At 71.9% G+C, this 21327-nt stretch carries 21 protein-coding genes and 2 pseudogenes; 10 read left to right on the forward strand and 13 right to left on the reverse strand.

Annotated elements, in window-relative coordinates:
- Both RMN98_RS12185 and RMN98_RS12190 read right to left on the reverse strand, forming a co-directional pair.
- A partial coding sequence (locus RMN98_RS12185) for an FAD:protein FMN transferase (RefSeq protein ID WP_309649086.1) occupies positions 1–681 on the reverse strand: 681 nt, incomplete at its 3' end.
- A complete protein-coding gene (locus RMN98_RS12190; RefSeq protein WP_309649087.1) occupies positions 678–1160 on the reverse strand; it encodes a hypothetical protein in 483 nt (160 codons plus the stop codon). The genes RMN98_RS12190 and RMN98_RS12185, both read right to left, overlap by 4 nt.
- Positions 1161–1290: 130 nt before the next feature.
- On the opposite strand from RMN98_RS12190, the gene RMN98_RS12195 reads away from it, so the two are divergent.
- Positions 1291–1707 (forward strand): hypothetical protein, encoded by a 417-nt coding sequence (locus tag RMN98_RS12195; RefSeq protein WP_309649088.1) that lies wholly within the window; start codon positions 1291–1293, stop codon positions 1705–1707.
- Between the two features lie 4 nt (positions 1708–1711).
- Here the strand turns inward: RMN98_RS12195 and RMN98_RS12200 are convergent, their stop codons facing one another.
- Both RMN98_RS12200 and RMN98_RS12205 read right to left on the reverse strand, forming a co-directional pair.
- Entirely contained in the window at positions 1712–3001 is a 1290-nt protein-coding gene (locus RMN98_RS12200) for a HAMP domain-containing sensor histidine kinase (RefSeq protein ID WP_309649089.1), read from the reverse strand.
- Positions 3001–3708: a response regulator transcription factor gene (locus RMN98_RS12205; RefSeq protein ID WP_309649090.1), complete on the reverse strand. Its 708-nt coding sequence runs from the start codon at positions 3706–3708 to the stop codon at positions 3001–3003. Before RMN98_RS12205 ends, RMN98_RS12200 begins: the two co-directional genes overlap by 1 nt.
- A gap of 50 nt (positions 3709–3758) precedes the next feature.
- Between RMN98_RS12205 and RMN98_RS12210 the strand changes: the two genes are divergently transcribed.
- Complete coding sequence (locus tag RMN98_RS12210) at positions 3759–4454, forward strand: hypothetical protein (RefSeq protein WP_309649091.1); 696 nt, start codon at positions 3759–3761, stop codon at positions 4452–4454.
- A gap of 87 nt (positions 4455–4541) precedes the next feature.
- Positions 4542–5234: an SGNH/GDSL hydrolase family protein gene (locus tag RMN98_RS12215; protein WP_309649092.1), complete on the forward strand. Its 693-nt coding sequence runs from the start codon at positions 4542–4544 to the stop codon at positions 5232–5234.
- A gap of 209 nt (positions 5235–5443) precedes the next feature.
- Here RMN98_RS12215 and RMN98_RS12220 read toward each other — a convergent pair whose 3' ends face one another.
- Entirely contained in the window at positions 5444–6373 is a 930-nt protein-coding gene (locus tag RMN98_RS12220) for an alpha/beta hydrolase (RefSeq protein ID WP_309649093.1), read from the reverse strand.
- A 39-nt stretch (positions 6374–6412) separates the two neighbouring features.
- On the opposite strand from RMN98_RS12220, the gene RMN98_RS12225 reads away from it, so the two are divergent.
- Positions 6413–8404 (forward strand): ATP-dependent DNA helicase, encoded by a 1992-nt coding sequence (locus RMN98_RS12225; protein WP_309649094.1) that lies wholly within the window; start codon positions 6413–6415, stop codon positions 8402–8404.
- 10 nt (positions 8405–8414) lie between these two features.
- On the forward strand, positions 8415–9026 hold the full coding sequence (locus RMN98_RS12230; RefSeq protein ID WP_309649095.1) for a hypothetical protein: 612 nt from the start codon (positions 8415–8417) through the stop codon (positions 9024–9026).
- A 120-nt stretch (positions 9027–9146) separates the two neighbouring features.
- Here the strand turns inward: RMN98_RS12230 and RMN98_RS12235 are convergent, their stop codons facing one another.
- The 6 genes and pseudogenes from RMN98_RS12235 to lexA form a co-directional block, all read right to left on the reverse strand.
- The gene (locus tag RMN98_RS12235; RefSeq protein WP_309649096.1) at positions 9147–10463 is read right to left on the reverse strand and encodes an alkaline phosphatase family protein; all 1317 of its coding nucleotides are present in this window, start codon (positions 10461–10463) and stop codon (positions 9147–9149) included.
- Positions 10463–11095, reverse strand: a complete 633-nt coding sequence (locus RMN98_RS12240; protein WP_309649097.1) for an alkaline phosphatase D family protein — start codon at positions 11093–11095, stop codon at positions 10463–10465. The genes RMN98_RS12235 and RMN98_RS12240 overlap by 1 nt, the downstream gene beginning before the upstream one ends.
- 121 nt (positions 11096–11216) lie before the next feature.
- Positions 11217–12176: pseudogene (locus RMN98_RS12245) on the reverse strand (alkaline phosphatase D family protein); the annotation flags it as partial.
- 74 nt (positions 12177–12250) lie between these two features.
- On the reverse strand, positions 12251–13858 hold the full coding sequence (locus RMN98_RS12250; RefSeq protein ID WP_309649098.1) for an MXAN_6640 family putative metalloprotease: 1608 nt from the start codon (positions 13856–13858) through the stop codon (positions 12251–12253).
- A gap of 85 nt (positions 13859–13943) precedes the next feature.
- A complete protein-coding gene (locus RMN98_RS12255) occupies positions 13944–15476 on the reverse strand; it encodes an MXAN_6640 family putative metalloprotease (RefSeq protein ID WP_309649099.1) in 1533 nt (510 codons plus the stop codon).
- Between the two features lie 94 nt (positions 15477–15570).
- Positions 15571–16284, reverse strand: coding sequence for a transcriptional repressor LexA (gene lexA, locus RMN98_RS12260; RefSeq protein ID WP_309649100.1), 714 nt, complete (start codon positions 16282–16284; stop codon positions 15571–15573).
- A gap of 133 nt (positions 16285–16417) precedes the next feature.
- Here lexA and RMN98_RS12265 point away from each other — a divergent pair, with 133 nt between their 5' ends.
- The 3 genes from RMN98_RS12265 to RMN98_RS12275 all read left to right on the forward strand — a co-directional run bounded on the left by RMN98_RS12265 (position 16418) and on the right by RMN98_RS12275 (position 18291).
- Positions 16418–17197 (forward strand): SDR family oxidoreductase, encoded by a 780-nt coding sequence (locus RMN98_RS12265; protein ID WP_309649101.1) that lies wholly within the window; start codon positions 16418–16420, stop codon positions 17195–17197.
- Positions 17198–17423: 226 nt separating this feature from the next.
- Positions 17424–17759 carry a LysM peptidoglycan-binding domain-containing protein gene (locus RMN98_RS12270; protein WP_309649102.1) on the forward strand — a complete coding sequence of 112 codons (336 nt, stop codon included), beginning with the start codon at positions 17424–17426 and terminating at the stop codon, positions 17757–17759.
- A 124-nt stretch (positions 17760–17883) separates the two neighbouring features.
- Positions 17884–18291, forward strand: a complete 408-nt coding sequence (locus RMN98_RS12275; protein ID WP_309649103.1) for a DUF3052 domain-containing protein — start codon at positions 17884–17886, stop codon at positions 18289–18291.
- Positions 18292–18300: 9 nt separating this feature from the next.
- Here the strand turns inward: RMN98_RS12275 and RMN98_RS12280 are convergent, their stop codons facing one another.
- Positions 18301–18672 (reverse strand): hypothetical protein, encoded by a 372-nt coding sequence (locus RMN98_RS12280; protein WP_309649104.1) that lies wholly within the window; start codon positions 18670–18672, stop codon positions 18301–18303.
- A 45-nt stretch (positions 18673–18717) separates the two neighbouring features.
- Positions 18718–19194 carry a hypothetical protein gene (locus RMN98_RS12285; RefSeq protein ID WP_309649105.1) on the reverse strand — a complete coding sequence of 159 codons (477 nt, stop codon included), beginning with the start codon at positions 19192–19194 and terminating at the stop codon, positions 18718–18720.
- Positions 19195–19507: 313 nt separating this feature from the next.
- Between RMN98_RS12285 and nrdR the strand changes: the two genes are divergently transcribed.
- A complete protein-coding gene (nrdR, locus tag RMN98_RS12290; protein ID WP_091112936.1) occupies positions 19508–20002 on the forward strand; it encodes a transcriptional regulator NrdR in 495 nt (164 codons plus the stop codon).
- Positions 20003–20160: 158 nt separating this feature from the next.
- A pseudogene (locus tag RMN98_RS12295) lies at positions 20161–21327 on the forward strand (vitamin B12-dependent ribonucleotide reductase); the annotation flags it as partial.

Below are 21327 nucleotides of genomic sequence, written 5' to 3' on the forward strand. Positions count from 1 at the left end.
GGTCCAGCGACGCACCTGCGTGCTGGAGGTCGCGAGGCCACCGTGGGACAGCGTGATGGTCGCGTCGGCCGGGGCGCCGGGGTGCTCGCAGACGTCGACGGTCCACGGGGTGTCGTCGGGGGCGGCGACGCGCACGTCGCCGCCCACGCTGACGACGGCGGGCCCAAGACCGGCGTCCTCCCAGGCCGAGGCGATCAGGTCGGCGCTCCACGCCTTGCCGGTCGCCCCGAGATCGAGCTCGGTGCCGTGGGGTACACACAGGGTGTCGACACCGAGCCCGATCAACTTCCACGCGTCGGGGGACGGGGGTTCCCCGGCGACGTCGTGGCTCTCGTCCAGCTGCGCCAGCAGCCGGAAGTCTCGGTCGTAGCCGAGCTGCACCAGCGTGCGGCCCAGCAGCGGGTTGACCAGCCCGTCGGTCAGGGAGGCGGCGTCCCGGGCGACCCGCACGGCCTCGACGAGGAGCGGGTCGACCTCGACCCACCGGCCGGGGTGCCGGTTGGCCCGGCACAGGTCGGAGTCGTCGCGGAAGCGGCTGCACACCTCGTCGACGTCGCTCAGCACGGTCTCGGCCAGGTGACGGGCGTCGATGAGCTCCGCGGGTCGTCGTACGGCCACGAAGACCTCGGTGCCCAGGGCTGGGAACCGGGCGGCCACCTCTCCCGCGACCGAGTGGCTCATGACCCGCTCGAGGGGGCGGGCGGCGGTGGTGGCGGGGTGTAGCTGGGGAGGGGCGCCGGCGCGGGCGCGCTGCCTGCGCCGGACGGGCTCGGGGCGGGCGGGGTGCTGACCGTCCCGCCTCCGCCGAGCCTGGCTGCGGAGGACGACGAGGCGGCCGCGCCGGTGACGTAGCGGACCGTGACCCGGGTCCGGGTGGGCCGCTCGCGCAGCACGACCGCCGGTCGGAGGGCGGCAGACTGGCGTCGGACGATCCGCGCGAGCCTCGCGTTGTAACGGGCCAGTGCGCGCGATGCCCGTGCGTCCTGGACCGCCTGCCGGTCCTGCTGCTCGGCCCGGCGCTGTGCCTGTTGCTGGGTGAAGTCCTGAGCCGCGGCGCCGGCCGCCCAGCCGGTCGACGCCATGGCCCCAGCGGCCACGAGCCCGGTGACAGCGGCGACACCGGTGCGGAAGCGGTCCCTGCTGGTGGCCGTCGTGCTCATGGGGCCAACCTTGCTCGCGTCGCGGCAAGAGCGCCTCATCGCTCCATCAAGTTCAGGTCATGTCCACATTTGACCCGGACTTGAGGTTCACGCGAGGTGCCCCTAGGGCCACGCGGCCCATCCTCGGGGCATGAAGTCGACCAGCAGCCTCCTCGCCGCCTCCCTCGTCGTCGGTCTGGGGGGCGCCGTCGCCGCCTACCGCGCCACCACCGACGACCTGGCGACGCTCGGCGCACCGACCACCGTCGCTGGCGCGGTCGCGACCCCGGTGCGGCCGCAGGTGGTGCGGCCCGGCACACGCTTCCGGTGGGCGCCGTGCGCTGCGGGCACCACCCTCGAGCAGGGGGTCTGCGTGCGCGACGTGGTCCGGACGGTCGTGGTGCCGGCGCCTGCTCCCGCCCCTGCTCCGGCGGCCGCCCCGGTGCCGGGCTCGTCCGGTGGTCGTGGGTCCGACGACGGTGCGTCCGACAGCGAGGACGACGACCGGGACGACGACCGGGACGAGGACGACGCGGACGACGAGGACGACGACCGCGACGATGACTGAGGACTCAGGCGTGCATCAGCGGCAGGGTGACCTCGACGAGGGCACCCCCGGACGGCGCGCGGTCCAGCCTCAGCTCGCCCCCCGCATCGAGCGCCGTGCGGCGTGCGATGTCGAGGCCGAGGCCGGTGGTGCCGGGGCGACCTGTCCGGGCGCCCCTCGCGAAGCCCGGCCCTCCGTCGCCGACCGACAGGACGGCCATGGCCGCACGGTGGTCGGTGTCGGCCTCGACGCGCAACGAGACCGCCAGCGGCACTCCCTCGGGCGTGTGCGCGAAGACGTTGTCGACCAGGACGTCGACGAGGTCGGTGAGGTCGTCGTGGGCGAGGGCGACCATGGCCGGGTCGTCGGGCAACGCGATCGTGATCGATCGTCCCTGGTCCTCGGCGAGGACCCGCCAGAAGGTGGTGCGCTCGCCGACGGCGGCGGTGGCGTCGCAGGTGGGTGTCAAGTCCGTCCGCACGGGGCGTCGGGCCTCCTTGACGATCGCGTCGACGGTGCGCTGGAGGACCGCGATGTGCTCCTGGAGGCGGTGGGCGAGCTCCGGCTCGGAGACCGCCTCGGCGTCGAGCCGCAGCGCCGTGACCGGCGTGCGCAGCCGGTGGGAGAGGTCGCCGACGGCGGCGCGCTCGCTGGCCAGCAGCTCGGCGGTGCGCTCCGCGAGTCCGTTGAGCGCGCGGGCCAGCTCCTGGGTCTCCTCGGTGCCCCGCACCTCGGCGCGGGCCGAGAGCTCGCCCTCGCGCAGGCGGTGGGCGGTGCCGGCCACCTCGAGCAGCGGCTCGCTGACCCGACGGCCCAGGCGCGAGGCGAGGACGAGGGCGAGCACGAGCAGCACGACACCGAGCCCGATGATGCCGCCCCAGGCCCCCGCGACGCCGCGGGTGAGCTGGGCCTCGCTGACCGTCGTACGCACGATGGCGGTGCCGGGCTCGATGAGCACCGGCAGCAGCACCCGACCCCCCTGGTCGTCGATCACCGTGAAGGCCTCGCCGTCCGCGGCGCGCCGCAGCTCGGCGTCCGCGGTGAGCGGCGGACCCGAGCCGAGCTCGGTGCCGTCGGGCATCAGGACCTGGGTCTGGGGGGTGCCGCGCGCGTCGAGACTGGTGACGAGGTCGCCGAGCGTCGGGTCCGCGTGCAGGCCCGCCACCAAGATGGCGACGCTGCGTGCCTCCTGGTCGGCCGCCGCCATGGCCCGGTCCTCCGCGAGCGTGCTGACCAGCAGGCACAGCGGGATCACGAAGGACACCACGACCGTCGACGTCGTGGCGATCACCAGCCATGAGATGCGCCGGCGCATCAGGACTGCCTGTCGGGCTGTGCCTCGTGCGGGTCGACCAGCCGCACCCCGACGCCGCGCACGCTCAGCAGGTACCTCGGATCGGCGGCGGTCTCGCCGAGCTTGCGGCGCAGCCACGAGAGGTGGACGTCGACGGTGCGGTCGGAGCCTCCGTAGGCCTGCTGCCACACCTCGGCCAGCAGCTCGCGCTTGGTGACGACCTGGCCGGCGCGCGAGGCCAACAGGAAGAGTACGTCGAACTCCTTGCGCGACAGCTCGACCGGCTTCCCGGCCAGGACGACGGTGCGGGTGCTCTCGTCGATGACCAGGTCGCCGACGCGCAGCGCCACTGCTGCCGCTGCCTCGTGGCCGCCGCGGCGCAGGACCGCGCGGATGCGGGCGGCCACCTGGTCGGTGCCGAAGGGCTTGACGACGTAGTCGTCGGCGCCGCTGTCCAGTGCCTTGACCATCGTCGGGTCGTCGTCGCGGGCGGTGATCACGATGATCGGCACGGCGCTCGCAGCACGGATCATCGTGATCAGCGTGAGACCGTCGACGTCGGGCAGCCCGAGGTCCAGCAGCACCACCTGGGGCTGCTCCTGGAGCACCTGCTCCAGACCGGCGAGACCGGTGCCGACCGCGATGACGGCGTGGCCGCGCTCGCGCAGCCCGCGCTGCACCGCGGCACGGATGGCGTCGTCGTCCTCCACCACGAGGATGCTGGTCATGTGCGCACCGTAGCCCTGGCCCGGCACCGATCTCCTGGAAGGATGACCTCATGAAGGTCGTACGTCCCGCCCTCGTCGGCCTGGTCTCCTGGCTGGCGGTCGTCGCGGTCGGCTCCACCCTCGTGTGGACGGTGATCTCGCACGTCGGCGACGGCCTCGTGACCGTCCCCGAGCCGCGGCCCGGCGCGAGCGGGTCGGTGGTGGCGGGCGGGGTCGGTGACCCGCCCGGCCGCTCACCCGGCCGCTCGCCCAGCAGCCGTCCCGGGCAGACGATCGGGCCCTCCGCCAGACCGTCCGCAGATCCGTCCGCGGCACCATCCTCGGGGTCGACCGACCCCTCGCAGGCGGAGTCGCCGGCCGACTCGTCGGCCCCGGTCACACCACCCGTGAGCTCGACGGCCCTGCCGACGCCGCAGGACCCGAGCGAGTCGTCGTCCGAGCCTGCCTCGCCGGGACCGGCCACCCCACCGTCGACCCCGTCGGCGCCCACCCCGCGGCGGGCGACGTGGCAGGGGCTCGGCGGCACGGTCGAGGCCGAGTGTCGGGGGAGTGCCATCTCGCTCGTCGCGGCGCAGCCCACCGAGGGATTCCGGGCCGAGGTCAAGAAGGCCGGGCCCGAGGAGCTGGAGGTGGAGTTCGAGGGCCGCGAGGAGGAGAGCGGGAGCGGCTCCCAGGTGAGCGCGCGGTGCCAGGGGGGCGAGCCGCGGTTCAGTGCCGAGACCGAGGACGACGAGACCGACGACTGAGGCGCTCGGTGGAGGTCACGTCCCTGCTTCGGTAACGGTTCGGCAAAGCGGTCGTGATCGAGCCGGGTCGTGCCGCACACTTTCCTCGTGATCCATCGGGGGGCGACCATCGCGCGAGCGCGCCTGCTGACGACGGCCGTGTGCCTGTTCGTCGCGGCGTCGCTGCTGACCCTGTGGCTCTCCGACGCCAGCAGCGCCGGGGTCGACCGGTGCGCCCACTTCGAGCAGGTCGCGGCCGCGCGCCTGAGCGCCGACGTCGGCACGGGCCAGCGGGTCGTGGTCATCGGTGACTCCTACTCGGTGGGTCTCGGCCTCGACCGCGCCACCGACTCGTGGCCCTCGCGCCTGCCCGGCCGCATCCACGTCTCCGGCTTCTCCGGCTCCGGCTTCAGCGACCGGGCCAGCGGCTGCGGGCGCGTGTCCTTCGCCGACCGCGCGCCCCGGGCCGTGCGCAACGGCGCCGACCTGGTGGTCGTCGAGGGCGGACTCAACGACGTCGACCGCACCGACGCCGAGATCCGCGCCGGCTTCGAGCGGCTGATGCGGGCGCTCGGCGACCTGCCCGTGCTCGTCGTCGGCCCGGCCGACGCACCGTCACGCACCACGCAGGTGTCCCGTGTCGACGCTCTCCTGGAGGAGCTCGCCGAGCAGCACGGGGCGTCGTACCTCTCCATGCGCGAGCTCGACCTGGCCTACCTCGAGGACCGGCTGCACCTCACGCCCGCCGGGCACCGGGAGTTCGGCGACGTCGTCGCCGCGTGGGTGGCCGAGCGGGGCTAGTCGGCGCTGGCGGGGTGCCGCTTCCTCAAGGGATGCAGGCGACACGCCACTTCCCATGGCGTGCACCCCGTGGTGGGTGCGTGTCGCCGTGGGGAGTACGCCGGGCGAACGCAATCGGGCACGTGCTGCCTCCGCACTGCGTCGACGCGCGGGGTTCGGCGTTGGTCCAGCCGTCAGGCCCAGCCGCGCGCCAGCTCAGCCCGGTTCGCTCAGCCGAGTCCTGCCAGCACCTTGAGGTCCGCCAGGATCGTGTCGAGCTGTGCGAGGAGCGACAGGTGCCCCTCGTCCTCGAAGAGGTGGGGCGTGGCCCCGGGCACGTGGGTCGCCAGCCACGCACCGTGGGCGTAGGGCACCATCGCGTCCTGGCGGCCCTGCCAGATCGCGACCGGCACCGAGATCGACGCGAGGTCGAAGCCCCAGGGAGCGGCGGCAGCCAGGCCGTCGTCCCGGACGCCGACGACGCCCTGGGCGCCTGCCCGTCGGAAGGTCTCGGCGAGGTAGTCCGCGTAGGGGCGGTCGAGCGCCGCCTGGTCCACCGGCGTCAGCAGGGTCCCCATCGCCTCGATCAGGTCGTCGGCGCTGGCCTGCATCACGGGCAGGAACTCCGCCGTCAGGTACGCCGCGTAGGCGTCGGCGCCCTGCTCGGCGGCGGTGTACTCCGCGACGTTCTCCGCAGCCATCCCGGCGAACCAGTCGAGACCGTGCGCGTCGTGGGGCGCGACACCGGCCAGGCTGGCGGCCGCGCGGCACCGGTCGGGCAGCAGCGCCGCGCAGGCCAGGGCGCGTGGCCCGCCGCCGGACCAGCCGAGCGTCACGAAGTCGCCCACGCCGAGGTGGTCGAGGACCGCGACCGCGTCCGAGACGTCGTCGACCATGCGCGGCGGCCCCTGCTCGGGCAGGCGCGGCGACGACCCGCCGTACCCGGCTCGGGACCAGGTGATCATCCGCAGGCCCTGCGCTCGCGCTGCCTCGTCGATCGGCGCGAACGGGACAGCCGCCGACGGCGACCCGGAGTGGTAGAGCCACGGGTAGCCCTCGGGGTCGCCCCCCACCAGGATCTCCAGCGTGCGCTCGTCGTCGGTGGTCAGCTCGAGGTAGCCCATGGCCCGAGAGTAGGTCGTGCACAGGTCGGGGGTCACGTGGTCAGGGCTGTCGGCCTCCGCGGCTAGGGTTCTCGGGTGCCCGACGCCCCTGCTCCCGACACCGCCGTCAGCCCCGTACGCCGGGTGCTCGGCGCCGCCGTCGAGGCGCTCGGCGGACAGCAGCGTGACGGGCAGGTCGCCATGGCCGAGGCGGTCGCGACCGCGATGACCGACGAGCAGCACCTGCTCGTCCAGGCCGGCACCGGCACCGGCAAGTCGTTGGCCTACCTCGTCCCGAGCCTGATGCACGGCGAGCGGGTCGTGGTCGCGACGGCGACGCTCGCGCTGCAGAACCAGCTCGTCGAGCGCGACATCCCCCGGTTGGTCGAGGCGCTCAAGGACACCCCCGGCGTCGACACCTCCTACGCCGTGCTCAAGGGGCGCTCCAACTACGCCTGCCTGCACCGCATCCGCGAGGGCGTGCCCGACGACCAGGGCGCGCTCGTCGAGCTGCCCGAGGGGTCGCAGGGCAAGAAGATCCTCGAGCTGCGTGCCTGGGCCGAGAAGGAGGCCGAGGGCGGCGGCAGCGGGGAGCGCGACGCCGCCCCGCGCCACACCGACAAGGACTGGCGCCAGGTCAGCGTCGGCCACCGTGACTGCCTCGGCGCGAGCAAGTGCCCCTTCGGCCAGGAGTGCTTCGTCGAGCTGGCCCGCGAGAAGGCCCACCGCTCCCACCTGATCATCACCAACCACTCGCTCCTCGCCATCGACGCGATTGAGGGGGTGCCGATGATCCCCGACTACGACGTCGTGGTGATCGACGAGGCCCACGAGCTCACCGCGCGGGTCACGCAGGCCGCGACCGACGAGCTCTTCGCGGCCGACGTGGAGCGGGCGGCCCGCCGCTCGCAGCGCTACGTCGAGGGACCGCAGGCCGACGACCTCGCCGACTCCGCGAGCGCGCTGCGCGACGCCCTGTCCGCGGCCACCCCGGGTCGCTTCGAGCGGGTGCCCGAGGAGATCTCCGACGCGCTGCAGCTGATCCGGGACGCGGCGCGAGCCTGCCTCTCGGCCTACCCCAAGGCCGATTCCGAGGCCGACGGCGACGCCGGTCGCACCCAGGCACGGGGCTCGGTCCAGGAGGTGTTCACCACCGCCGAGCGCATGGCGGCCGGCTCCGACGCGGACGTCATGTGGCTGACCGAGGGCACCGAGCGGATGCCCCCGCGGCTGTGCGTCGCGCCGCTCCAGGTGTGGGGCCAGATGCGCGACAAGCTCCTCACCGACAAGACCGTCGTGATGACGTCGGCGACCTTGATGCTCGGCGGAGACTTCGCCTCGGTCGCCAGCAACGTGGGTCTCAAGCCGAGTGAGCGGGTCCTCGGTGAGGGGCCGGTCTCCGGCGCCGAGGCCGCGCTGCCGTGGGTCGGCATGGACGTCGGTTCCCCGTTCGACTACGGCCAGCAGGCGATCCTCTACGTCGCCCGCCACCTGCCGCCCCCAGGGCGCGACGGTCTCGCCCAGGCGCAGATTGACGAGATCGTGGAGCTCGTCGACGCCGCCGAGGGCCGCACGCTGGGGCTCTTCTCGAGCCGCCGCGCCGCCGACGCCGCCGCCGAGGCCGTCCGCGAGCGGCTGCCGCACCTCACCACCCTCGCGCAGGGCGAGGCCCAGCTGCCCGAGCTGGCCAAGCAGTTCGTCAGCGACCCCCACACCTGTCTCTTCGGCACGCTCAGCCTGTGGCAGGGCCTCGACGTCCCGGGCGAGACCTGCCAGCTGGTGATCATTGACCGGATCCCCTTCCCGCGCCCCGACGACCCGCTGATGAGCGCGCGCCAGAAGGCCGCCGACAAGGCCGGCGGCAACGGCTTCATGCAGGTCGCCGCCACCCACGCCGCGCTCCTCCTCGCCCAGGGGGCGGGTCGGCTGATCCGCACCACCAGCGACCGTGGCGTCGTGGCCGTGCTCGACCCACGGCTCGCGACGGCGCGCTACGGCGGCTTCCTCAAGGCGAGCCTGCCTCCCATGTGGACGACCACCGACCCTGCCGTCGTACGCAAAGCCCTGAAGCGGCTCGCCGGCGGCTGAGGCGCGCAGGATGACTCGACTCCAGGTGGTCGGGCTGCTCCTCGCAGCCATGCTGCTGAGCGGCTGCACGTCCAACACGGCCAACCCGACCGACCGGCCGGCGAGTGCCCCCGTCCCGACGCAGAGCCCCTCGCCGTGGCCGCCGGCCTCGGTGCTCGAGGAGCCGGAGCCGGACTCGCCGGCCCCGAGCATGGGGCGCCAGGGCAAGGCGCGGGTGCAGGACTACGTGAGCTACCTGCTCGACGAGATCGACTACGCGCTGCGCACGACCTTCCCCGCGGCCGTGCTGCGCAGCGACGCCCGGTGTCGGATCTGCGGGGAGGTCGTCGACTCGGCCGAGCGGGCTCGCGCCGATCGCGTGCTCTACGACTTCGACGACTGGGGCGGCTACCTCCTGCTCGCGCGCGAGCTGCCGATCACGCGTCCGGGCGCGCGTTTCTGGCGGGTCCGGCTGATACTGTGGCAGCCCGAGATCGAGGTGCGCGACCAGGCCGGTGAGCTCGTGGAGACGATCGCCGGCCGCAACCGCGAGACGGTGCTCGACCTGGGCCACACCGCCAACGAGTGGGCGATCAACTACTGGAGCGACGCCGCTGCCGCGCCGCCTCCTGACGTGGTCTGACTCGACCGCTGCGCTGTCCCGCCACTTCCCACGACGACACGCCACCCACCACGGGGTGCTCACCGTGGGAGGTGGCGGTTCGTCGACATGCCTTGATGAAGCGGACGCGCCCGAGCAGCCCTACAGCCGCGCGGTGCCGTCCCAACCGCGACGCGGCGAGCCGACGCCGAAGAACGACGCGATCGTGGGCGCGACGTCGACGGTCTTGGCGTGCGCGGACGAGGCCCGACGCGAGGGCACCCGCGGGTGGCCACCGCCGATGAAGAACGGGATGGCTCGGGTCGCGGGGTGGCCGTGGTTGCCGGGGATCGGGTTGTCGGCGATCGGGTCGGGGTCGCTGAAGCGCCAGCCGGCCTTGCAGAAGACCACGACGTCGCCGGCCTCGGGCCCCAGTCGCAGCCACTCGTCGGTGCGGCGCGGCGCCGACAGCACGCCGGGGGTCGCCAGGGCGATCTCGCGCATCCGCTTGACCGCCCGCGTGCGCTGGGACGCGGCGCCGGTCCAGTAGAGGAGGTCGGCGCCACCGTTGGCGGAGATCGCCACCTTGCCGCCCAGGAAGGGGTCGGCGTCCATCGACGACTGGAGCGAGATGACCCGGTCGGGGCGCGACCAGTCCATCGAGTGGTCGGCGAGCACGACGACGATCGAGTCGTCCCAGCGACCGGTCGACTTCAGCATGTCCACGAACCGGCCGACCAGCTGGTCGGTGTCGACGAGCGCCAGCTTGCGCGCGAGTCGGACCGTGGTGCCGGTGAAGTCGCTGTGTCCGAAGCGGTCGATGTCGCCGAGGTTGACGAACATCAGGTGCGGGTCGAGCTCCTCGACCATCGTCAGCGCGGCGTTCATCGTGAACTGGTCGGGCGCGTGCTCCGAGATCGGGATGATCGGCGCCGGCTCCCAGCGCGCGGTCGCACGCTCGCCGAAGACGCCGTAGAGGTACTCCTTGCTGAGCACCGTCCCGGTGCGATAGCCGTTGCGGTTGAGCCTCTCGATCACCGTGTCGACCTTGATGTCGGAGGGGCGCTCCATGGTGCGCGTCTCGCCGAGCTTGCGGTCATAGATCGAGTTGGCGGGCACGCCGGTCCGGTCGGGGCGCATCCCGGTCATCATCATCACGTGGTTGGGGATGGTCTCCATGACCGGCATGGACGAGGCCCGCGGGAAGCGCAGCCCGCCGTTGCGCAGCGCGGCCAGGTTGGGCGTCAGCCCGCTGTCGATCTCCTCGGGCCGACATCCGTCGATGACCAGCACGTAGGCGCGCTTGCGGTTGCCCGGCGGTGCCGCGGCAGCTGACGCAGCCCCCAGCGCGCCGGCAGCCGTCGAGAAGGCGGCGCCCGCGCCCCCCACCTTCAACAACGTACGACGACCCGCGCGGACCTCCGCGAGGCCGGCGGCGAAGGGCGTGTCCCCCGAGGAGCAGGACGGCAGCTCACACATCAGCGCACCGGCCGATCGACGCTGACGACCTTGCCGGTGCCGGTCCTCGTGGCGAAGGACGCGGTGTGGCGCACGGTCGTCTGCTTGTCGGCCCGGTCGCCGATGATGAACCAGTCCATCTGGGCCCGCTTGGCAGTGACGTCGAGGACCGAGAAGCCGTGGTCGTCGAAGTTGAGGTACTTGATGTGCTGGTTGTTGGCCATGATCGCCTGCTCGACCGCGACGCTGGTGGTGCGGGCAGGGGTGCCGGTGATGTCCTTGAGGTTGTTGCTGGTCACCGACGTGCACACGAACTCGACTCCCGCGGAGTCGCCGACCACGGGGTCGGCGCCGACGTCGTAGGGCAGCTCGCACGCCCAGCCGGAGTGGATGTCGCCGGTGACGAAGAGCGCGTCCTTGATCTGGTGGTCACGGATGTGGGCGAGCACCTCGCGACGGTCGTCGGTGTAGCCGTCCCACTGGTCGACGTTGTAGGGCAGGCCGTCGTCGGGCAGCAGGCCGGTGACGTCGTTGATCGGGGTGAGCAGGTCCTGGGGCACGGCCGCGAAGGTGACCGGCGCGATCATCACCGGGTTGCCGATGATCTTCCACTGCGGTCGCTGACGGCTCAGCGACTCCTTGAGCCAGCGCATCTGGCGCCGCCCGAGGATGCTCCGGTCGGGGGTCGCTGACCTCGGCCTCGAGCGCCGGCACGGGCGTCGGCAGGGCCGTGTCGACCTGCTGGTCGCGATAGGTGCGCAGGTCGAGCATGCTGATCTCGGCAAGGGTGCCGAAGGTGAGGCGACGGTAGAGCCGGGCACCGTCACCCAGCGCGGCCGTGGCGTCCATGCGCACCGGCATCCACTCGTCGTAGGCCCGGTGGGCGCGGGCGCGGCGCTGGAGGTAGTTGCCCTCCCCGGCCTGGCCGCCGCCGGGGGTGTGGTTCTCCGCGCCGTCCTTCCACTGGTCGTTGGTGACCTCGTGGTCGTCCCACGTGATGATCCAGGGGTACTTCGCGTGCAGGTCCTGCAGGTCGGCGTCGCGCTTGTACTGGGCGTGCCGCTGCCGGTAGTCGGCCAGCGACACCATCTCGTGGGCCGGCTGGTGCTTGCGGATGTCGACGTTGTCGGAGCCGTAGCCGTACTGGCCGGCGCCGTACTCGTAGAGGTAGTCGCCGAGGTGGAGCACCGCGTGCAGGTCGTCGCGCTTGGCGAGGCCGCGATAGGCGGTGAACCACCCGGCCTGGAGGTTGGCACAGGAGACGACACCGAACCGCAGGTGCCCGGGGGTGGACCCGGCGGCCGGCGCGGTGCGCATGCGGCCGACCCGGCTGACCGAGCCGCGGTAGGAGAAGCGGTAGAAGTACCAGGTCGCGGGCTTCAGCCCTCCGACGTCGAGCTTGACGGTGTGGTCGCGGCTGGCGCTGGTCGCGAAGGTGCCGCGGCGCACGGTCGTGCGGAAGAAGCGGTCCTTCGAGACCTCCCAGGCGACGTCGACCTTCGGGCCCTTGCCGGAGCCGGGGGTGCTGGCCGCCGTCGGGGTGACCCGGGTCCAGATCACCACGCGGTCGGGCTCGGGGTCGCCGGAGGCCACACCGTGCTTGAAGTAGCGGGGGCCGGCGAACGACGCCGCGTCGGCCGGGGTGGTCGCCACGAGGGCGGCCGCGCCGGCTCCGGCGGCGGTGCCGCCGGCCAGGACCGTACGACGGCGAAGGGGACTGCGAAGAGTGCTCACGACACTAGTCAACGCGCGCGCGCAAGCGAGGTCATGCTCGGGGGGTCGTTGGGCACCCAGCGTTCACCTGCTCGTCACCGGAAGGCGCGGGCGGTGAACCGCTGGACCTGGCGGTCGTCGCGGGAGTCGCCCTGGCACGAGAAGGCCCCGCGGACGAAGCAGTCGTAGCGACCGCTGGCGTTGACCAGCGTCACCTCGACCTGATGCACGGTCGCCTTGGAGAACGGCACGACCTTGGTCGCGTTGCCGTCCTTGCGCAGCTTGATGACGTTGCGCCGCACGTCGCCCGACGTGGTGTAGACGGTGACGATCGCGGAGGACCCGCGGAAGGTCGGGGCGAGGTCGAGACCGACACGGAGCTTGAAGGCCTTGTTGCGCAGTGCGCCGCCGGGCGACAGCCGGTAGGTCGCCGACGTCAGGTGGGAGAGCTTGAGCTCTTGTCTGATGCCGCGGACGCCCAGGGTGAACGAGTCGGCCAGCCGGGCCTTCGGGTAGCGGTTGGCAGCCCCCTCGTCGTAGGTCTGGGCGGGGCGACGGTTGGCCTCGGCGAAGGCGGTGAACGCCGTGGCGGCCGTCGTCCTCCTGCCGCGCAGCACGGTGGCGACCGCCTGCCAGGAGTACTGGTCGGGGGCGCCCGTGGTGCCGTCGGCCTTGCGCCAGATGTCGCGCACCAGGGTCGGCAACCCGCCCTGCGAGGCGGGGAAGCGCTCGGTGAGGTAGCGGAAGAAGACGAAGGTGCCGTAGAAGAAGCCGCCGCCGGAGGAGTCCAGCGGCACGCGCGGACGGGTCAGCGGGCTGTAGCGGAGGTATTGCACGTTGTCGTCGACCCCGTCGAAGAGCTCGTCCTCGGCCCAGGTGGCCGTCGCCTCCAGCAGCCAGCTGTCCTCCTTGAAGTCGTAGGCGTACTGGACCGCGTGGAAGTACTCGTGGGCGGCTGTCACCTGGAGGTTCTCGATGGGGGTGTTGGTGCCGAACTCGCTCCTGGCGTAGTCGTCGTCGAGCACGCAGTAGGCCGAGCGGGCCCACGGGGCCTTGAAGGCGGTCTTGTCGTCGGTCGTGCAGTAGCCGTAGAGGCCGGCGTCGCCGATGTCGGCGAGGTAGATGTCCATCAGGTTGGACCCCCCGCCGCGGTTGCCGTCGCCCTTGGGCTCGCGGTAGCCGGCGCCGACGTAGGTGTTGTGCACCGAGGTCAGGGTCGCGAGCGCGGTGGCGACGTAGTCGGGGACGCCGTCGGCCGGGCTGGTGTCCTTCATCGACGGGGCGTCGTTGGTGGTCGCGACGTAGTGCACGCACACGTCGGCGCCGCAGACCGGCGGGGCCTGGGGCACGGAGTAGCCGTCACCCTGCGGGTCCTGGCTGCCGTCGGTCGGTCGGGCCAGCAGCCGCTCGGCCGCTTGTCGGTCGGCGCCGGTCAGCTGGTCCTGGAGCAGCGCCAGGTCGCGCAGCGCCAGGGTCGCGTCCCCTCCGCTCGAGGAGCTGGCGGCTGAACCGCGCGCCACGACGGCGGAGTCGCCGCGCAGGACCGCCTGGGCCGCCGCGAGCGCCTGGCGGGCCTGGGAGGTCGATGCGGGGGCGGGAGCCGCTGGAGCCTCCGCCTGGGCGACGGGCGCCGCGAGCAGCGCCGCCAGGACGGCCGCGACCACGACGAGCAACGGCGTACGGCGGGGTAACTGAGCTGACACGGTGGCTCCGAACGCGAGAGATCAAGGGTGCGAGCCACCGACACTACAACCGGGCGGGGACAGTGCCTCCCCGCCCGGCAGCAGGTCAGAAACGGAGCGTGGCCGACAGCTTGAACACCCGGTTGTCGTCGAGCGGCGCCGCGCCACCGCAGGAGAACGGCGTGGCGAAGTCGTAGCAGTTGCGGAAGCGGCCGCTGCCGTTGACCAGGGTCACCTCGACCGACGACACCTTGCTCCGGGAGAAGGCGACGGTCTTGGACCCGTTGCCCGCCCCGTTGAGGGCGATGGCGGAGGTGCGCACGGCCCCCGACTTCAGGTAGATCGACACGATCGCGACCGGGGAGGTCGCCTTGTCGGCGAGGTCGACACTGATCTTCAGCTTGGATCCGCGTCGGCTCGGGGTGAAGCGACCGGTCGCCGAGGCGAGGTGGTCGATCGTGGTGACGTACCACCCGGACTTCAGCCTGAAGTTGCCCAGCGGTGCCTGCGGGTAGCTGTTGGCAGCACCCTCGGCGTAGGACTTCGCCGGCCTGCGGTTGGCGTCCGCGAACAGCGCGAAGGCCTTGGCCGCGCTGCTGCCCCGTGCCTGGAGCACCCGCTCGACGGCCTGCCAGGAGTAGTCGTCGGGTCCACCGGCGGCACCGTCGGTGCGACGGATGATGTCGCGCACGATGGTCGGCATCCCGCCCTGGGCGGTCGGGTACTTCTCGCTCAGGTAGCGGAAGAAGATCCAGACCCCGTAGTGGAAGCCGTTGTCGCGGTTGAACTGGTCCATCGAGGCGCGCGGGAGCGTCAGCGGGCTGTCGCGGAGGTACTGCAGGTTGTCGTCGACGTCGTCGTAGAGGATGTCCTCGACCCAGGCGGCGGTCGCCTCGAGGAACCAGCTGTCCTCGAAGACGTCGTAGGCGTACTGGACGGCGTGGAAGTACTCGTGCGCCACCGTGACCTGGAGGTTCTCCAGCGGCGTGTTCGTCGGGAACTCCTCGGAGGAGTAGTCGTTGTCGACCACGCAGTAGGCCGAGACGTCGTAGGGGCCGTTCGACGGCACGTCGTCCTCGGTGGTGCAGTAGCCGTAGAGCCCCTTGTCGCCTATCTCGGCGATGTAGACGTCCGGCAGCGCGTTCCCGCCCTGCGTGCCGTCCTGCTTGGGTGCGCGGTAGCCGGCTGTGACGTAGGTGTCGTTGACCGCGGAGGCCTCCGCCAGCGTCGCGGCGGCGAACTCAGCCGTGCTCGCCTCGTCGCCCGTGGTCGTGTAGTGCACGCACACCGTGGCCGAGCAGGTGGTGGTCACCAGGTTGGCGCCGTAGCCGTCCTCGTCGCCGGGGTCGCTCGGACGCGCGAGGATCCGGTCGGCCGCGGCCCGGTCGGCGCCGGTGAGCCCCGCCTTCGAGAGAGCCAGCTGGCGCAGGGCCATCGTGGCGTCCCCGCGCTGACGGCCGGCGAGCACTCCCTGGGCCCGGTCCAGCGCAGCGCGCGCGGAGGGGGCCGAGGCGCGCACGACCTTGTCGGTGTCGGGCGCCGGACGTGCCTGCGCACCGGGCGGCGCCACCAGAGCCGCGAAGCCCAGCACGAGCGACAACAGGAGGGGGACGCCGAGACGCGCAGGACGAGGGTTCACGAGGGCTCCAGGGCGTGAGGCGAGGGGCTCCCGACGCTAGACCCGTCGCGCCGATCCGTCCCGGGCCCTTCGACCCTGGTCTAGAGCAGCCCGGTCACATGCGCCGCAGGACCGCGGTGACCTTGCCCAGGATCGTCGCGTGCGTGCCGTCGATCGGGTCGAACGCCGGGTTGTGCGGCAGCAGCCACACCTCGCCGCCCTTCTTCTGGAAGGTCTTGACCGTCGCCTCGCCGTCGATCATCGCGGCCACGATCTCGCCGTTGTTGGCGGTGGGCTGCTGGCGGATGACGACGTAGTCGCCGTGACAGATCGCCGCGTCGACCATCGAGTCGCCCGAGACCTCGAGCAGGAAGAGCGTGCCGTCACCGACGAGCTGCTTGGGCAGCGGGAAGACGTCCTCGACGCGCTCCTCGGCCAGGATCGGACCACCGGCGGCGATGCGCCCGACCATGGGGACGTAGGTCGCCTCGGGGTGCGCGTCGCCGGCACCCGTCGGGTCGTAGGACGACTCGTCGGCGCTGCTCATCGACCGGCGGGCCGCGAGCACCTCGGGCAGGAAGACCTCGAGTGCCCGTGGACGGTTGGGATCGCGCTTGAGGAAGCCCTTCTCCTCGAGCGACTTGAGCTGGTGGGCCACGCTCGAGGAGCTGGTGAGACCGACGGCCTCGCCGATCTCGCGCATGCTCGGCGGATAGCCGCGCATCTCGATGCTGTCCTTGATGTGCGCGAGCACGCGCAGCTGGCGGGGAGTGAGCCCCGAGGCGTCGGGGGGTCCGTCGGGGAGCTCGGTGACAGTCTTCTTGGCCATGGGCTGACTGTCCCACCAACGCCTGACGTTTTCAAACACCTGTTCGAAGGCGTGTCGCGGTCCGGGACCAGATTTCGGGACCAGATGCCGGGACCAGATGCCGGGTCGCCGCGCGGGTCGCCAGGATGCTCGCATGGACGTGAGCTGTGTCGTGACCGGTGGGGCCCGAGGAATCGGCCGGGGGATCGCCGAGCAGATGGTGGCGCGGGGGGCGCGGGTGGTCCTCACCGACCTCGACGGGGACGCGGCGGCACGCACGGCTGCCGAGATCGGTGCCGCCGAGGGGCTCGCGCACCACGTGCGCGACCCGGCGGCCCACCGTGCCGTCGCCCAGAGCGCGGCGCGCCACGGCCGTCTCACCGCGTGGTTCAACAATGCGGGCGTCGGTTTCGACGGCACGCTGCAGGAGCTCTCCGAGGAGCAGGTCCGCATGCTCGTCGAGGTCAACCTGCTGGGGGTCATGTGGGGCACACGGGCCGCGCTGGAGGCGTTCGGCGACCACCGTGGCGACGTGGTCAACACCGCGTCCCTCTCGGGCCACGGGCCCGTGCCGGGGTTGTCGGTCTACGCCGCGACGAAGGCGGCGGTCGTCTCGCTCACGATGTCGGTGCAGGCGGAGACGCCGCGCCGGGTGCGCGTCCACGCGCTGTGCCCCGACGGGGTCGCGACCCAGATGGTCGCCGACATGCGCCCGGACGGGTTGGCCCGGGCCCTCGTCCAGTCGGGTGGGCGGATGCTGGGTGTCGACGAGGTCGCGGCCCAGGCGGTCGCGCTGCTGGGGTCGCGGCGGGTGGTCCGGACGCTGCCGGCCTGGCGCGGTGGTCTGATGCGTGCCTCGACACTGGCTCCCTCGCTCGCCCAGGGCGCCACGGCGCTCTTCGCTGCCCAGGGGCGGCGCGCCGGGCGGTCCTGACCGACCGCCGGACCGGATCGAACAAATGTTCGTCCAGGGCTTGTGCTGTTCGAACACCTGATCTAACCTCGATCATGTGTTCGATCGAATGTCTGATCGAGTGGCTCCCTGTTGAAGGGGCGGATCCTCGTCACGAGGCGCTGTCGGTGGCCACGGTTAGACATCTCCTCGACACGGCAGCACTTCACGATCCGAGGCTGACCGCCACTTCCCCAGGAGGTCCCAGATGAGCACCTTGACCCTGCACCCGATCACCGCGACGCACACGCCGACCCTGCGCCTGACCCGGCGCGGTCGCCTGGTGGTGTTCCTCGGCTCGCTGCTCGTCGTGCTCGCCGTCGGCTTCGTCCTCGCCTCCGGATCGGTCGCCACGGAGCGCCCCGGCACGCCCGAGCCCACCCGATTGGTGCTGGTCGGTCCCGGTGACACGCTGTGGGACCTTGCGGCCGACCTGGCCGACGACGGCGACGTCCGCTCGATGATGGACGAGATCACCCGCCTCAACGCCCTCGACTCGGGCATGGTCTCGGTCGGGCAGGAGCTGCGGGTCCCCACCAGCTGACACCACACAGACTTCGCCAGCCGCTTCGACCCCGGCTGGCGAGCCGGGGAAGACAGGGGGCGCGGCCATCGGCCCCGCCCCCTGCGGCATTCCCGGGCGCCTCGATCATCGCTACCGTCGGTGCATGGCCGGCTACTCCGCGACCCCGCTGGTGACCAAGATCGGAGTGAGGGCCGGGCACACGCTGCTGCTCGACCGTGCTCCTGCCGACCTGGACCTGGGCGACCTCGCCGGCGTGACCGTCGTACGACGCCTGGCGCGGAGCGCCGACGTGACGCTCACCTTCCACACGCATCTTGCCTCGCTCACCGCCCGCCTCCCCGTCCTCCTCGAGCGCACCGGCCCCGCCGGCATGGTCTGGGTCTGCTGGCCCAAGCTCGCCGCCCAGAAGGCGCGGCGGATCGACGCCGACCTCGACGAGGGCGAGGTCCGCGCGCTGGGCCTGGACCTGGGCTGGGTCGACGTCAAGGTCGCGGCGGTCGACGAGGTGTGGTCGGGTCTCAAGCTCGTCCGTCGGCTGGTCGACCGTTGAGCGCCCGGGTCAGCGGGCGGCGCGCCGCCCGCCGGGCGGCGCCTGCGGCGGGGGCTCGGTGGCCTCGGGCTGCTCCTCGACCGGGGTGACGGACCGCGGTGGTGGTGCCTGCGTGATGCCGAGCCGGCGCAGCAGGCGAGCGATGAGGATGAAGCCGAGGAACAGGCAGGCCACCGCGCCGACAGAGGCCAGCCCGAGGAACACCCAGGCCCCCGAGTCGCCACCGCGGGCCTCGGAGCCGAAGTCGATCGCGGCGTAGACGAGGTAGCCCCAGGCCACGACCGCGCCGGTCACGCCGAGCGCCAGTGCGAGCAGCGCAGGCTGAAATCCCGCCTTGGGCTTGCTGCCCTTGCGCGTCCCTGCCCGCTTCCCCTGTGCCACGCGCACATTGTCCCCGATGCCCTCGCCGGCGTCGCGCCGGACTCGCTAGGACTCCGAGACGAGGTACTGCAAGGTCGTCTGCTCGTCGCCCGTGTTGGGGAAGGTCGTGATGGTCACGGTGAAGGAGTCCTTGGTCAACGAGCTGCCCGCGAAGCCGCTGCCGGCGTCCCCGCCGACGCTCTGCGTCACGGTGAAGCCGGCGTCGGTCAGCAGGCCCACGGCCTCGGCCAGGACTGCGTCGCCGGTGCCGTCGACCTGGAGGATCACCACGAAGCCCTCGTCCTCGCCCGCCTCCTCGCCGGCGGTGGCCTGGCTGATGCGACCCTCGACGAGCGGCACGTCGTCGACCGGGAAGCCCTCCGGCAGGGCGCCGGTGACGGCCCCGCTGGAGGCGGCGCTGTCCGGCGTCGTACCGGCGTCGTCGTCGCCTCCTCCGCAGGCCGTGAGGGCGAGGGTCAGCACCAGCGCCACCAGAGGAGCGAGGAGGGGGGTGAGGGAGACCGCAGCAGGGGTACGACGCATGCTCCCGACTCTGCCACGGGCCCGTCCCGGGGGTCGTCCGGGGCGCCCAGCAAGCCGCTGACCTGCGGCTTTGGGTCTGCTGTGAATCAGGTCCCACGAAGTTCGCCGACCCACTTGCGCAGCCGGGAAGTCGGGGCGTACGGTTACCACAACATCTAGTACTTACAACGGTGTAGTTATCCACATCTAGTTCACAGCCCGGATGGGGACGGCCCACAGTTCACTCGGTGTTATGCACAGCAAGACCCCCGTTTTCCACAGGTCACCCGTCGTCTGGCGGGTCTCCTGAGCGCGCCCGAGAGGAGGCCCCGTCGTGCACTGCCCCTACTGCCGCAACACCGACACCCGGGTCCTCGACTCGCGCGTCGCCGACGACGGCGGCTCGATCCGCCGCCGTCGCACCTGCAACGCCTGCGCCAAGCGGTTCACGACCGTGGAGCTGATGCAGCTGACCGTGCTCAAGCGCTCCGGCGCCACCGAGCCGTTCGCGCGTGACAAGGCCATCTCCGGTGTCCGCAAGGCCTGCAAGGGTCGCCCCGTCACCGAGGACGAGCTGGCCCACCTCGGCCAGGCCGTGGAGGACGCCCTGCGTCTCTCCGGTGCCGCCGAGATCCCTGCCAACGAGGTCGGGCTCGCCATCCTGGGCCCGCTGCGCCAGCTCGACGAGGTGGCTTACCTCCGCTTCGCGAGCGTCTACCGCGCCTTCGAGTCGGCCGACGACTTCGAGGACGAGATCGCGATCCTCCGCGCCGAGCGGTCCGTCCCGGACTCGCCCGCGGAGCTCACCCACTCAGCCCCCAGCGGCTGACCAGAGACCGCCCGGCAGGTAGTGGGGAAGCTGCCTGCCGGGCGTACCAACGTCGAGTGCCCCAGCCCGACCGGCTCCTGATCGAAGGAGCCCGGTCGGACTGTCGGTGCCACCAGCCATGATCGACCCACCCCGAAGAAGAGGCACGAGGAGAGCACATGACCGAGACCGTGAGCGGCACGAGCAGGGGCGCAGGAGACAGCGTCTTCGGCAAGCGCCTGACCCTCGAGCGGGTCTTCAGCACCGAGGGTGTCCACCCCTACGACGAGCTCACCTGGGAGCGTCGCGACGTCAACCAGACCAACTGGAAGACCGGTGCGGTCGTCTTCGAGCAGCGCGGGGTCGAGTTCCCCGACTTCTGGTCGGTCAACGCCTCCACCATCGTCACGACGAAGTACTTCCGCGGCGCCGTCGGCACCGACATCCGCGAGTGGAGCCTCAAGCAGCTCATCGACCGGGTCGTGAAGACCTACACCAAGGCCGGCAAGGACCACGGTTACTTCGCCACGGTCGCCGACGCCGAGATCTTCGAGCACGAGCTCACCTGGCTGCTGGTCCACCAGTACTTCTCCTTCAACTCTCCCGTCTGGTTCAACGTCGGCACGCCGTCGCCGCAGCAGGTCTCGGCCTGCTTCATCCTCTCCGTCGACGACTCCATGGACTCGATCCTCAACTGGTACAAGGAAGAGGGTTTCATCTTCAAGGGCGGCTCGGGGGCCGGCCTCAACCTCTCCCGCATCCGCTCGTCCAAGGAGCTCCTCTCCTCCGGTGGCACCGCCTCGGGCCCGGTCTCCTTCATGCGCGGCGCCGACGCCTCCGCCGGCACCATCAAGTCCGGTGGCGCCACGCGTCGCGCGGCCAAGATGGTCGTCCTGGACGTCGACCACCCCGACATCGTCGAGTTCGTCGAGACCAAGGCGCGCGAGGAGGACAAGATCCGCGCCCTGCGCGACGCCGGCTTCGACATGGACCTCGGCGGCCACGACATCACCTCGGTCCAGTACCAGAACGCGAACAACTCGGTCCGCGTCTCGGACGAGTTCATGAAGGCCGTCGAGGCCGGCACCGACTTCGGGCTGCGCTCGCGCACCACCGGTGACGTCATCGACACCGTCGACGCGAAGCAGCTGTTCCGTCAGATCGCCGAGGCCGCGTGGGAGTGCGCCGACCCGGGCATCCAGTACGACGGCACGATCAACGACTGGCACACCAACCCCGAGTCCGGCCGCATCACCGCGTCCAACCCGTGCTCGGAGTACATGAGCCTCGACAACTCCTCGTGCAACCTGGCCAGCCTGAACCTGCTGAAGTTCCTGCGCGACGAC

Origin of the sequence: Nocardioides sp., assembly GCF_031397825.1 — a bacterium.
GTDB lineage: Bacteria > Actinomycetota > Actinomycetes > Propionibacteriales > Nocardioidaceae > Nocardioides.